Raw genomic sequence first — 13,673 nt, 5'->3', positions numbered from 1 at the left:
TTTTTTATGCTCGTAATTTTTAGATAATTATTGTTTTATGTATTTTGAAACTAAAGACAAGTTTCAGAATGTTTAATGACTTTTTGTAGATAGATTATCTTTTTAAGCTGAAGTGTCCTTTTACTTCTTTTCCATTTTCAAATATCAAAGTAAACCAGTAATCATCTGAAGGTAGTTCGTGACCGGTGTAATTACCATCCCATCCTGTACTTGTGGAGTTCATTTGTTTTATTAGCTTCCCATAACGATCAAAAATAGAGATAGTGTAATCTGGCATATCGTCTAGATTTTTGATTCTCCAAGTGTCATTATATCCATCTCCGTTAGGGGTGAAGAATCTAGGGTAGTCAAGAACGTAAAAATCGGATGATATAGTCGTTCCGCAACCATTCTTATCTCTTGCATAGGCTTTGTAAATACCAGCAGAAATGCCTTTAAATAAAGGATTGTCTTGATAGTTTATTCCGTCTAATGAAAATTCATAATTTCCAATTCCAGTATATTCTACTAAAATTGAATTTTCATTAGCAGCAAAATCTTTAATCTTAGTTCCAGTAATTATAGCTAGATCTGAGGCTACAACATTAAATTTCTTGGTTTTTTCGCAACCATTTATATCAGATACTGTAATAGAATAATTTCCTACGCTATTTACAGAAATTGTATTTGAGGTTGATCCTGTACTCCAGTTGTAACTTTCAAATCCTGTGGCGACAGATAAATCAATTGTTGCATCTTTACATAAAAATATAGTTTCAGCATCAAAATTAGGAGGGTTAAATACATTGATTGCTAATTCAATTGGAGTTACAGCGTAACAGTCTGGACCATTAATAATTTGAGCATATATTGTTTGATTAAATGCTGTTGTATTTTTGAAATTATTAGGTAAAGGATTCGACTCAGTAATTGCATCGTTTTGGTTTAGATAATAATTTACTAGCAATCCTGGAGGTAGCCCGTTTGTGAGTTGTGGAGTGACTTCAGTTTTTAAATTAAATTCATATAATCCATCTTTATCTTCATCACAAACTTCGATAGGATTTTGTGGTGGGATAGTATTATTTGATATTTTTAATTGAAGTTCAGCATATTTAGCACAGCCATTTTTATTTTCTACTCTCGCATGAATAATTTCTGTAGGTGAATTTTTAGTATAGTTTTTAGGGTTGGAAATTGGATTTAACTTAGCTTGAGCATCTGCTAATGATTTGTAATATATGATGCTTAAATCTGGGTTGTTGTTCTTTATTTTTAGATCCGCTTTAGTTAAATTAAATGTAGGAGTAGTGGCTGGGTCTATTTCACATTGAAATAACGTAGTGTTTGTTGCTGTAATTTCTTGGGAATATTCAATTTTTATTTCATCAGAAGCAGAACAGGCTGAAGGAGCCATTATAACATTTACTTTGTAGGTTCCAGTTTCTTTAACGGTGTATGTAGGTTCAGTTGCTGCATTGTCTTTGGTGCCGTCTTTATACCATTCATAGATGTAATTAGACCCTACTGGCGAATATAACTTTGTATCTAATACTAATTCGTCTCCATAACATAGCGGATTATTTGTGGTTGATTCTCGGTCTTCCCCTAAGTCTAATTTTGAAGTAAAGCTTCCAGCTTCAAGGAAAATAGCAGAATCATAATATAAATTTCTATCATCGGCTACTATTAATTTTATATGATACAATTTTCCAGCAACTACATTGGTTTCAGATTTCATCACAATAGTTTGTCCTGCGTAATTCGTAGCTCCGGATCCAACGATGTTAAATCCGTTAAAATAAATTTCATTTGCTGCTGGACATCCAGGATCCATACCACCTATATTGTTTGGAATTGGATCAATTTTTGGACGAACAGTCATAGATGAAACTGGTAGATTGCTGTTTGGTAATACGGCTAAATTTTTATATGGTTCACCGCTATCTTTTTCTTTTATAAGAAAAGCAAATCCGTCAGAGTATTCGCACGGATATGCTTTTTGGTATTCATTAGATGCGAAAATATAATTGAAGCTAATGAAATTTGTTAATGGTCTAAAATCAAATTCTAAAACAGTAGCATTTACAGATGTTATGCCTAATATCTGATCTAAATCTGAATCACCCAACCAGGAGCTGCTTCCACCACCGCGATCATCTTTTTTTAAAGGACCAATCGAGTTGTTACTGGTCCAGGTACTAAGTACGACACCTTCTTTAAAAGGGAAATCACTTGTGCCAGCATTAAAATAAGCAAAACTTTTTTGTCCAGGTGAATGTTCGTCACCAGTTATTTGTGGGTTGGATACTGTAGCACAGGAACTATTAACTAATACTTTTTCTATTAAATTTTGTGGATTTCGGGTATCGTCAATAATTATATATTGTGCATTGGCTTTTATTCCAAGATAAATTATAAAAATTGCCGTGATGATTATTTTTGATGATTTCATTATTTACTAAAAAAAAGTATAAACAAATATACTATAGATCTCGACTTTTTAGCAATTTATATGAAAAGAAAATGAAAAGGAATGTCCAGATCAAAACAATTACAACTGAAATGTAATCAACATTATAGTTTTTTATGTTTTCAACTCCCATTTGTACTCCAATATTCTTTATTACTGATAATCTTGTAAAAGGTTCAACAATTAAATTAGACATAGCTTCTAAAGGGAGTAATCGGATAAAATAATCAGCAATTTTATTTTCTGGAAAAAGTATGAATGCAAAAATTGTTTTTATAAAACCTTCTAGGATACTCCAAACCAGTAAGAATCCCAATGCAAATGCGGAGCGTTTTACCAATATTCCTAAAAATAAGCAAAAAGAAAAGAATCCTATTAGTTTTATGAAAAAGGCAAAAAGATATTCCATACCCGAAAAAATAATTCCAATTTCGGTATAAGAAGAAAAGCACAATCCTAAGATTAAGCTCATTACAAATACAAATATAGTAGAGCAAAAAGAGAATAAAATTACAGTATAGAACTTCGATAAAATAAATTCTTTTTTGCTTAAGCCGTCAATAAGGTTTTGTTTTAAAGTACCATAACTATATTCGTTTGCCATCATAGATACAATTACTATTGCTAAGAAAAACTTTAACCAAGCTGCGATATAGGTATTGAAATGCCAAATGAAAGGAAAATTAAAAATCCCCATTTCTGCTAAATGAAATTTAAAAACCCCTAAGTCAAATTTTATTGAGGCAATTAATGCAATAAATGAAAGAAGAATAAAGTAAGTTAACGTTAATACACGGCTGGCTTTATTTTTCCAAATTTTTTGTAGTTCTATAGATAGAAGTCTGTTCATGATTTATTTGTTTTTTATAGCAGTGTTATTGGTTAGTTCTAGAAATTGTTCTTCTAAACTATTTTTACGTTTTACTAAATGGTTTAATGTAATGTTTTGCGAAAATAAAAATCGGTTTAAATCTGCTGCATTTAAATCGTTTTTTAAATAAACTAAAATCATTTCTTTTTCTTTTACAATCCGATCTACTGCTGGATGTGTCTCTGCTACAGTAATTAATTTTTCGGTATCATCGGCTTGTATTTCAAAGAAGCCTTCATTTGCTGACATACCACCAACAGGACCAGAATATAAAATTTCTCCTTTTCTTAAAACGACAACATCGGTACATACTTTTTCTACTTCATCTAATAAATGCGAGGCAAGTAATATAGTTGTTCCTTGAGAGGCTATTTTTTTTATGATATCACGAATCTGATGAATTCCTTGTGGATCTAAACCATTTGTTGGTTCATCAAGAATTAATATTTCGGGGTCATTCAATAAGGCTGATGCAATGGCTAAGCGTTGTTTCATTCCTAATGAAAAAGTACTAAACCTACTGTTTTTTCGTTCGTTTAAACCTACTAATTCTAATTTTTCGTTTATTTTAGAATAATCGATATTCTTGATTTTACAAACCAATTTAAGATTTTCTTCAGCAGTCATATAGGGGTAAAAGTTAGGTCTTTCGATGATAGCGCCTACTTTTTTTAATGCGTCATGCGTTTGTATTTTTCCACCAAACCAGCTGTATCGTCCAGAAGTTTTATTTACTACATTTAAAACTATGCCTAATGTTGTAGATTTTCCGCTTCCGTTTGGGCCAAGAATTCCATAAACACGACCTTTTTTTATTTCGAAAGAAATATCTTTAAGGGCCTGAACTCGTCCATATCTTTTATGGAGGTTTTGTATTGTGAGTATTGTTTCCAAATTATTTGCAGTTTTAGTTTTTAGTAAGACGTTTCAGTTTAGTTTTTGTTACTAAATATTTATATTTAATGTAAATTTGCATCAAATATATTCAAAATGAGTGAATCTTTAATGTTTTTTAAAAAACCATCATATCCATTGACAAATATGTTATTGGATTATTTAGAACGGTTTGAACGAATCTCAAAAGTTTCCGTTTTTTATGATGATTTATTGCGTTTTTCAGGTGCTATAAATGTGTATGATAAAAATGATAAAGATACTTTATGGATCCGTGTTTATTATAATGAATTTGAGAGAAATGAAATTGATTTGAATCTAAAGAAAATCTATTCACTTTTGCATTCTGATGGTAATACGGATATTATCCAATTCTTGAATGTTGATGCCATTGATTATTGTACGTTCGGTAATTCAAAACCATTCAGAATTAAAGTTCGAAATATTTTAAATGATAATTATGTTCATTTTTATATTAAAAAGGCGGATGCTTCTCGAATTTATGGTCTTGAATTAGAAGAAATACTATCTCCTGATAAAATAAACTTTTTAGTGTATAAGGATACTTTAATCGAAGAGCATATAATTGGTATTCCGGGTGATATTTTCATGAGTACATTACTTAAAAATTGTACCGAAACAGAAAAATCTCAAATTGCTAAAGAATTTGTAAAATTCAATGAACGCTGTATGATTAGGCTTTTAGGTGATATGCGGGCATATAATTATGTAATTGTTCCAATTCATGATTTTGATCAAGTAGTATATAAAATTCGTCCAATCGATTTTGATCAGCAATGTTACGAAGGGAATTTTAAAGTATATAGGCCACAGTTTTTTAAAGAAAATTATCCAATGATTGAATTGATTAAAGATAAACTAGAAGATCGTTCGATTGTGCAATATAAAGATGAGGAGCGTGCAATCTTGGCAAAACGTATTCACTCTGCGGATAACAGAATTAAAAAATTATTGCATATTATGAGTGAAGATACTATTTCAACAGAAGCAAATTTAAATCAACTAAAAATGGAATTATACCGTTATACTAATGATTTGAATTTTAAAAACGCAAAATCAATGGGGCATATTATGTCGGCTGCATTTGGTTTTATTACTAGAAATTTCAAAAACACGAACTTGATATAGAATCTTAAATTTATTGTATGAAAAATTATATCTCACTTATTGTTGCATTTATTTTGTTGGCTTGCCAGCAAGATTCCAGTGTATTGAAAACATTATACCCATTGCCTAAAAAATTAAAAGAAGTTTCTGGAATCGCCTATTTTCCTGAAACAGATATGCTTTGGGCTTTAGAAGATAGTGGTAATGCTAATAAAATTTATGGATTAAATACTCAGGGTGAAATTACCAAAACAGTAACAATTACAAATGCTACAAATATAGATTGGGAAGATATTACCAAAGACAAAGCGGGTAATTTATACGTTGGCGATTTTGGAAATAATGATAACATGCGCAAAGATTTATGTATTTATAGAATAGATAAATCAGATTTAGGAAAAGAAAATGCTGTTTCTAGTTATAAAATTTCATTTGCATATCCTGAACAAAAAGATTTTCCTCCTAAGAAAACTCAAATGTTTTATGATGTTGAAGGTTTCTTTGAATTTAAAAATAATTTCTATTTATTTACTAAAAACAGAAGTAAAAACTTTGACGGTACAGCTTCTATTTATAAAATACCAAATGCAGCAGGAACACAAAAAGCTACCTTAATAGGTACGTTTAAAACATGTAGTAATTACAATCATTGTGCAATTACTAGTGCTGCAATTAGTCCAGACATGAAAAAAGTAGTTGTTTTATGTCACGATAAAATTATACTTTTCCAAGGTTTTAAAGGAGATGATTTTCATAAAGGAACACAAACGGAGATTGATCTTGATCATTTTTCTCAAAAAGAAGCCGTTGTTTTTAAAGACAATAAAACATTATTTATAGCTGATGAAAAGACGAAAAAAGTTGGTGGTAAAGTATATGAGTTTAGTTTTAAAAAATAATTAAAACCCAAATCCTATACCAAATGCAATTCTAGCTTCTTCGTCGATACTTTTAAAATAAGTAAGTCTGGCAGTGATAATATCTAATCCATTGAGCCATAAGCCTCCGCCAATAGATTGGTGCCATTTGTCTGAGATTTCTCCAGTAGTCCAAACACGACCATAATCAAATCCGCCAAGAATTCCATAAGACATTGGTAAGATACTTTTTCTTATTTTTCCTAAATTCCAACGGACATCGCTACTTTGATAAAAAGATTGGTTTCCTAAGAAACGTTGATTTCGATAGCCTCTTAAATCATAATCACCGCCTAATGTTGCGCCTTGGAAAAAATCGAAATTATTATTAAAAAGTATTTTTGATTTGATTATAGTTGCAAAAACCAATTTACCATTTGAATCAATTTTGTGATTGAAATTAATTTTACTTTCTAATGTTGGGAAATTTTGTTTGCTATCGTCCAGATTTATTTTCCAGATTCCAGCTATTGAAAATCCAAATCCCATTGATGGGAATGATGGTAGGTCGTAATTCTCAAAACTATATTTTACTGTAGCACCAGCGTATTGTTGACTTTTAAAAATAGTAGGAGTGACTTCATCAGGCGTGTTTATAAATCGACCTAAAGTTTCTTCAATTCTAATTTTCTCAAAAGATGTAGCGAAATTAATTTCACTTCCGTATTTCCCTATTTTTTTAATAGAGGGGGCTATTTTTATAGCACGCATACGAACACGGTTATAATTCATCCCTAAATCCTTATCATTGTTTACAGTCTCATTACCATAGCCAAAATAGTTTATCGTAAAATTTGGACTGGTTAAAATTGATTGTACATCAAAATCCCATTTGCCCATAATTTTTGGAAAATGCCCGTCGTAAATAAGTTCATATCCATCAGTTGCAAAAAAGTAATTAGCTTTTAATATGTGTTTTTGAGTATATGGATTCTGGTTAAATTTGTTTACTGTGTAATTGGCAATGATACCCAATTTCACACCATCATCAGGATTATAGCCTCCAAATGGTAGGCCTGAGAAAGCATTGTATTTTACTTTTTTATAATCATAAAGATTGGTTTGATAATCATCTGTAAGTACTTTTTTTGTTTTAGAGTCTAAATCGTAAGTGTTTTTTTTGGATTTAAAATCATAAATTTTCACTCTTTTTCCGTTGCTAATTATATACGAATCATTATTTTGACCACCTATTAAACGAATGTTTATTCGAGAATTAAAATCTCCTTTTACTTCAAAAACGTCATCATCATCTAGTCCGTAAACCCAAATGTTTTTTGTTTTACCCCTCGTAAAGTTTTTTTTGTAAATTAATTCTTCACCATTTTTCTTGATGCGATATACCTCGACATCAAGTTTGTTTTTTTCTTTATGTGTAATTATAAATTTATCTTTTTTATCTGTGCCAACTATTAAAACTGTTTTCTGTAACACTTTATAATACTCTGTAGCATATTTTTGGAGTTTCTTTTTTCGTAGTTTTAATTTGCGTTTAATATCTTTAAGAGTTTCATCTTGTACTTCTTTTGGTAAATTATTAAAGGAAGCATCTATGTCTGCATCAGTTAGATTTTCTTGTATGTATTTGGCTTGATCAATCCAGTCTTTTTCATGGGCAGTTTTTAAGAAAGCAATATCCTGAGGGTAAGGTTCACGGTTGAACCATTTTACATTTTTTATGTCCTCTTTAAAAGATTGCATATGACGTAATGCGGGCATATGCATTAAAAGTGAAAGCAATGCACCATCGTATTTTGTAAATGCTTGATCTCGATCTCTGGGAATTGGCTTGTAAATTATTTTGTTTCCCTCGCGATATTCACCCCAACGCCATTGATCACTATGTCTGTCCCAATCACCAATAAGCATGTCAAACAATCGGGCTTTTATGTATTCTTTTTCATCAATGGTATATTTTTCATCTTTATGAAGATTTTTCATTACATCATCAGTACTGATTATGTTTAGCGGTTTTCCGAAAGTTTTTAAACTTATCTGGCTGCTAGATGGACGTTCTTCTACCATGTACAATTCATCTCCGAAATTATAATTATATCCTTTAAGAATTTCTTGTTTAGGAATATAATATAAAACAGGATTGGTATGTGATATTCCAACTTTATCTGCCAGATTACCTACAGCAAATGGAGTATATGGATGAGAAGTTGTATAAAAGTCTAGTAAAAAGTTCTCGGCATATGTAGCATCAAATTGATCTTGAATAAATTGATCTTTAAATGCAACAGATTGAAGAAAACGTGAAGCACTTTTTTTCAAGGCACGCAGCACATATTCTTTTCCATCTTTAGATACAATTCGTAATGATTTTGATTGATGTCCTCCACCTTCACGCTTTGGAGTTATACCGCCAAAAAGAGTGTCTAAAGAAAGCGTTTTGGCTTCAATAGGCATGCTGTAATATTTTCTGTAATGTTTTCCGAATAAAAATTTATGAAAAATACTTTTTTTAGTCATTTCACTCGAATAAATAGAAGCCTTTGTTGTTGCATTAAACTTGGATGGTAAGTTTTCATGATACACGGTATCTTTTACGGTGATGATATTTTGATCAAATAGTAATTTTTCTTTTTTATTTTCATTGCCATAAAAAGCAAGTCTGGCATCTCCGTTTTTATAAAGAGTTAATGCAGCATATCCATTGCCACCATATGAAAAATCATTAGGATACACAGCTTTTGCTGCTTCAGATTTTGAACCAGCCCCACTTATTATTTGTTTAATATTGTTCTTATTGATGTACTGTAAATTATGGTCATGACCAGAAATAACAATAACATTATCCTGGCTTTGTAAAAGGGTTTTTACTCTTTTTACAAATTGTGTGTAGACTTTGTTTTGTATGTCTTGAGGGCTTACTCCTGATGTTTTGCGGAGTAAATTTATTACAGAACCAATAACAGGGAGTGGGATCTTTTGTTCTAAAGGGAATATTTGTTTTTCTAACGAAAATTGACCTCCATGTGTACCATTGCTCATTAAAGGATGGTGAATTGCTATAAGAACAGTTTTTTCTCTGTTTTTATTTAAAAGGCTTTCCAATTCTTCAAAGAATGCTTCACGAGTTTTAATATCGCAATTGTCATTTATAGTAGGGTTGTCGTCCCAGTCTTCTAGAAACCATTGACTGTCTATTGCTATTAAAGTGGTTTGGTTATTTATTTTTAATTGTTCGATAGCACAGGCTTTTTGTGGTAAGAACGCTTTTTTATTGTTTAAGTATGTTGTTATAAATTTAGATTGACGTTCCATTCCTTCAATTCCGCTATACCAATCGTGATTACCAGGGATAAAAATTGTTTTTCCGTTGTAACCTTTAGTTAATTTTAGCTGATTTGTTAGTTTTTTTTCTGCAAGAGCAGTAGCATCCGGATCTTTTTTACTAGGAAATCCATATGGATAAATATTATCTCCCAAAAATAAAAGTGTTGCGTTTTTATCTGAGTTTTGGAGCCTTTTGCGCAAAAGTTCAAGAGTTTGTTGTGCTTGTTCCTCGTCGGCATTTCCAGCATCTCCAACTAAATATAAAGTATGGGCAATTTTTGTAGTATCTAATGCGTTTTGTGAAAATGGATTTTGGACGTCTTTCCCATATTGAACATGGTGTGTTGCGCAGGATTGAATTAAAATGAAGCCGAAAAATGCAATTAAATATGCATTAATCTTATATGTAGAATAATTATCCGAAAACAATTTCATAATTTAGTCGTATAAAAATATGTTTATGAACCTATTAGAGCAGTCCGAAGATTTTGTTTATAATTTACTCAAAGATAAACTTTCTATTCTATATTCGTATCATAATTTTTACCACACCACAAGTGTTGTAAGGGCAGTTAAAGAGTTATGTGCTAATGAGAAAATTGAGAGTGGTGACGAAGAAAAGCTTTTGATTGCTGCGTGGTTTCATGATACAGGGTATATTAAAGGGTTTGAAAATCATGAGATCGAGAGTATACATATTGTTACCGAATTTTTGAGTGATAAGAATAAGTCTCCTGAATTTATAGAAAATATTTCTAGCCTAATTGCTGCTACAGCAAAATTTCATGAGCCTCTGACTCATTTAGAAAAGATAATCAAAGATGCTGATTATATTCATCTTACAACTAGAGAATATGCTACTAGTTGTGAACTTTTAAGAATGGAATGGAAGAATACAGAGAATAAAATATTTTCGAATGAAGAGTGGGAAATAGTAAATCTAAACTTTTTAGAAAACATACATCGATTTTATACCGATTATGCCAAAGAAAAATGGCAACCTTTGAAAGAAAAAAATTTAAAACAGATTCATAAAAAAATGGAGAAGCAGGAATCAAATAGTACCAATGAATTTGGTAAAGTAATTAAGAAAAAGAAAAATAAGATAGAAAAACCAGACCGAGGTATTGATACCCTTTTTAGAGTGACATTGGGAAATCATACTCGATTAAGTGGTATTGCTGATAGCAAAGCCAATATTTTATTGTCTGTAAATGCGATAATTATTTCGATAGCACTTTCAACAATTATCCCCAAACTGGACAGCCCTAAGAATGCCCATTTAGTTATTCCTACTTTTATAATGTTGATATCTAGTGTTATTACTATAATTTTTGCGATACTTTCAACAAGGCCCAAAGTTACTACAGGAGTTTTTACTCGAGAAGACATTGAGGCTAAAAAAATCAATTTATTGTTCTTTGGAAACTTTTACAAAATGCCATTACATGAGTATGAATGGGCAATGAACGAAATGATGAAAGACAAAGATTATTTATACAGCACAATGATTAAAGATTTATACTATCTAGGTATTGTACTCGAAAAAAAATACCGTCTGTTAAGAATTGCTTATAATCTTTTTATGATTGGTATTATTATTACTGTTATAGCATTTGTAGCAGCTTTTAAAGCACTTTAGGTTAGCTCATCTAGTAAGTCCTGATATGTGATTTTTTTAGATGTTAGTGTGTTGTTTGCTACTTTCACCCGAATAGCTTTTAGTCCCGATACACCTTGTAAATCTTCGATTTCAAATTGTTCTATTTGAGGTTCTAGTATTTTCTTGAATTGTAAATATTTGATATATTTTATATATTCTGTTTCTTCATTGGCATGAGAATATACAATTGTAATTTTTTCTTTTTCGGTGATACGTTCTCGTGTGTTTTTGATATGAGCTTTGTCGATACGTTTTTTTACAACTTCGTATCGGGCATTATAGGTTCCATCTACATCAAAACGTTTCTCATCCATTCGAAAACGGATAGAAATAGGGGAGCTAAATACTAAAATCAAGGATGTAACATCAAGCTCATACGGTAATGAAGCTTTAAGCTGATGGTGTGCTGATTCCATTTCACATAATGTTTGTAATTGCCATAATCTTAAATTATGGAGATACATTATATCAAATGGTTTTGTAGGAGCAATAGAAGCTCCTATGTATAAATTATGTTCAACACCATCGGTTTTAAATCGTTCGTAATAATGAGGGTATATTTGTTGGGCTTCAATTTGTTTTTTATCTAGGATAGTAGCTAGTTTTTTATTGATAATAGACATTGCATTATCAAATTTCTTTCTTTCATGATAAAACAAACCTGTTTTTTCGTCTAAACCTTTAAAGTATTTTTGTTCTAGTTTTTCTGCTTCAGAGTTACTTTTAGTGTTTTTTAAAATAGGATGAATTTCGTCTTCAATATAGCGTTGTATATGCTGTTCAGAATCGGCTTTTAAAGGCGAATCAAGTTCTTCAAGAAGCGATTGTAATTCGAATTTACGTTGCTCTAAAAGAATTAAATTTGTATTTTCTTTTTGACTTGCGAAAATTTGCAATAACATTTCTAACTGATTTTTTAAATCAGCTTTTACAGTTTCATTTCGATGCTCTGATGAGCCTTTAATGTCAATTTGTCCATATAACGGAAATACTTCTTTAAAGACAATTTCTTTAAAAATGTAATCTTTTGTATGATTGCTATTCTGAAAGTATTTTTGCGATTCCTCTCTAAATTTCCAATAAACACTCGGATGAATTGTAGTATATTCTCTTTGAATTACTGCTTCTATCTGATGTTGCATGTCATTATTATACCTTTCTATAGTGTCGATTAAATAAGGCAGAATGAGGTCTAATTTTCTTGCATTTATTGTGTTAAGTGCTCTAGGGGTAGCAGAAACTAATTCAATAACGCCTAATAATTTATTATCTTTTATAACCGGAGCAAAAACGCAACTATTAATGTTTTGACTGCGTAATAGTTCTCCAAGTTTTATATTCTCATTTTGTTTTATAAATTTTTCAACATTCGAAATTATAAGAGGTTCTTTATGTTCTAGTAAGTTTTCAAAAGAACAACCAAATAAAGCATTTTTACAATCCATTTCATGATTAAAAGGGAGTAAGAAGCTGGATAATTCGCCATCCTTTTCTAACTGTGGAGGTTTTATGAATTTTTCCTGTTCAGGATTGTAAATTAAAAAACCCACTTTGAGATTTGGAATCTTAAAAATAGATCTAAATATGATTTCGGTATTTTTACTCTCTGTTGCTTTTTTTGTATCTGATTTTAATAAATTAGTCTTTAAATTTGAAATAGCATTTTCTGTAGTGGCATCAAATAAAATAATAATACCAAATCCTTTTAGAGTCCAGCTTTCAATAGGAAATTTTTCTTTCCATAAAGCAATATCATCGTAGTTGTCAATCAATAAGTCAATATCTTCTTGTGTCAGCTTTGGAGCATTTTCAGAAGGAATGATTTCCATGAAATCAGCATTGTATAAAATACGGTAGTGATTTATGATTCCATTAGAATCTGGAATATCATAAAAAAAAGGTTTGTTGAAATCTATATTTTGTTTGTAGTAAGCTCCAAGAATTAAACAACAATTTGCAATGTAGAATTGTTGTTCATCGAAATCACGAATGGTTACATCAAAATTTGTACCCGCATCTTTAAGTATTTTTTTAAATCTTTCGGTATAATTGAATGTAAAGTTCTGAAATGGAATCGTAACAGCTTTTATTTCGTTATTTGTTAATGCTGTAGGGAATAAATCGGCTAATAAATGGTTGATTGTAGTTTCATGTTTCTTAATCACCGAAAAATCTTCAATTCCTGTTTGTAATTCAGGAATGTGCTCTATTTTCTTCAAAAGTGCCTTGGCATAATTAGATCGATAATCAACATCTGATTGCGCAATTTTCTCTAAAGCTTCAATAAGTTTATGAAATGATATTAGAGTTTTAAAAGGACTTTCGTCGAATAAATGATATTTCATGGCACTATTATTTAGTAGTATACAAAATTACTAATATACGCAATTTAAGTCTCATTTTCTGGGGTTTATTTTGTAAAAAAAGCCCCAACTGCAACAGTTGAGGCCTTAATTTTAAGTAAAA

Annotated in this window: 8 protein-coding genes; 3 read left to right on the top strand and 5 right to left on the bottom strand. The window is 30.6% G+C overall.

Features of this window, described 5'->3' with window-relative positions; genetic code table 11:
- Nucleotides 1-94: 94 nt before the first annotated feature.
- The 3 genes from IUY40_RS05265 to IUY40_RS05255 are packed head-to-tail and all read right to left on the bottom strand — an operon-like array spanning nt 95 to nt 4,217.
- Entirely contained in the window at nt 95-2,434 is a 2,340-nt protein-coding gene (locus tag IUY40_RS05265) for a choice-of-anchor L domain-containing protein (RefSeq protein WP_195735817.1), read from the bottom strand.
- Nucleotides 2,435-2,465: 31 nt separating this feature from the next.
- Nucleotides 2,466-3,302 (bottom strand): ABC transporter permease, encoded by an 837-nt coding sequence (locus IUY40_RS05260; RefSeq protein ID WP_195735816.1) that lies wholly within the window; start codon nt 3,300-3,302, stop codon nt 2,466-2,468.
- A 3-nt stretch (nt 3,303-3,305) separates the two neighbouring features.
- Nucleotides 3,306-4,217 carry an ATP-binding cassette domain-containing protein gene (locus IUY40_RS05255; RefSeq protein WP_195735815.1) on the bottom strand — a complete coding sequence of 304 codons (912 nt, stop codon included), beginning with the start codon at nt 4,215-4,217 and terminating at the stop codon, nt 3,306-3,308.
- 96 nt (nt 4,218-4,313) lie between these two features.
- On the opposite strand from IUY40_RS05255, the gene IUY40_RS05250 reads away from it, so the two are divergent.
- Nucleotides 4,314-5,366, top strand: a complete 1,053-nt coding sequence (locus IUY40_RS05250) for a hypothetical protein (protein WP_195735814.1) — start codon at nt 4,314-4,316, stop codon at nt 5,364-5,366.
- Nucleotides 5,367-5,383: 17 nt separating this feature from the next.
- Nucleotides 5,384-6,244 carry a hypothetical protein gene (locus IUY40_RS05245; RefSeq protein ID WP_195735813.1) on the top strand — a complete coding sequence of 287 codons (861 nt, stop codon included), beginning with the start codon at nt 5,384-5,386 and terminating at the stop codon, nt 6,242-6,244.
- Here the strand turns inward: IUY40_RS05245 and IUY40_RS05240 are convergent, their stop codons facing one another.
- Entirely contained in the window at nt 6,245-9,979 is a 3,735-nt protein-coding gene (locus tag IUY40_RS05240; RefSeq protein ID WP_195735812.1) for a metallophosphoesterase, read from the bottom strand.
- 25 nt (nt 9,980-10,004) lie between these two features.
- On the opposite strand from IUY40_RS05240, the gene IUY40_RS05235 reads away from it, so the two are divergent.
- On the top strand, nt 10,005-11,186 hold the full coding sequence (locus tag IUY40_RS05235) for a Pycsar system effector family protein (RefSeq protein ID WP_195735811.1): 1,182 nt from the start codon (nt 10,005-10,007) through the stop codon (nt 11,184-11,186).
- On the opposite strand, the gene IUY40_RS05230 is transcribed toward IUY40_RS05235, so the two are convergent.
- On the bottom strand, nt 11,183-13,552 hold the full coding sequence (locus IUY40_RS05230) for a GAF domain-containing protein (RefSeq protein WP_195735810.1): 2,370 nt from the start codon (nt 13,550-13,552) through the stop codon (nt 11,183-11,185). The two genes, IUY40_RS05235 and IUY40_RS05230, sit on opposite strands and share 4 nt — an antisense overlap.
- Nucleotides 13,553-13,673: the final 121 nt, after the last annotated feature.

Origin of the sequence: Flavobacterium sp. ALJ2, assembly GCF_015594725.1 — a bacterium.
Classification (GTDB): domain Bacteria; phylum Bacteroidota; class Bacteroidia; order Flavobacteriales; family Flavobacteriaceae; genus Flavobacterium.
This window is presented reverse-complemented; position numbering and strand designations above follow the sequence as displayed.

What these genes read in the sequence shown, in the direction of transcription:
- IUY40_RS05265 (WP_195735817.1), bottom strand. Translation starts at nt 2,434, where the DNA reads ATGAAATCATCAAAAATAATCATCACGGCAATTTTTATAATTTATCTT.
- IUY40_RS05260 (WP_195735816.1), bottom strand. Translation starts at nt 3,302, where the DNA reads ATGAACAGACTTCTATCTATAGAACTACAAAAAATTTGGAAAAATAAA.
- IUY40_RS05250 (WP_195735814.1), top strand. Translation starts at nt 4,314, where the DNA reads ATGAGTGAATCTTTAATGTTTTTTAAAAAACCATCATATCCATTGACA.
- IUY40_RS05245 (WP_195735813.1), top strand. Translation starts at nt 5,384, where the DNA reads ATGAAAAATTATATCTCACTTATTGTTGCATTTATTTTGTTGGCTTGC.
- IUY40_RS05240 (WP_195735812.1), bottom strand. Translation starts at nt 9,979, where the DNA reads ATGAAATTGTTTTCGGATAATTATTCTACATATAAGATTAATGCATAT.
- IUY40_RS05235 (WP_195735811.1), top strand. Translation starts at nt 10,005, where the DNA reads ATGAACCTATTAGAGCAGTCCGAAGATTTTGTTTATAATTTACTCAAA.
- IUY40_RS05230 (WP_195735810.1), bottom strand. Translation starts at nt 13,552, where the DNA reads ATGAAATATCATTTATTCGACGAAAGTCCTTTTAAAACTCTAATATCA.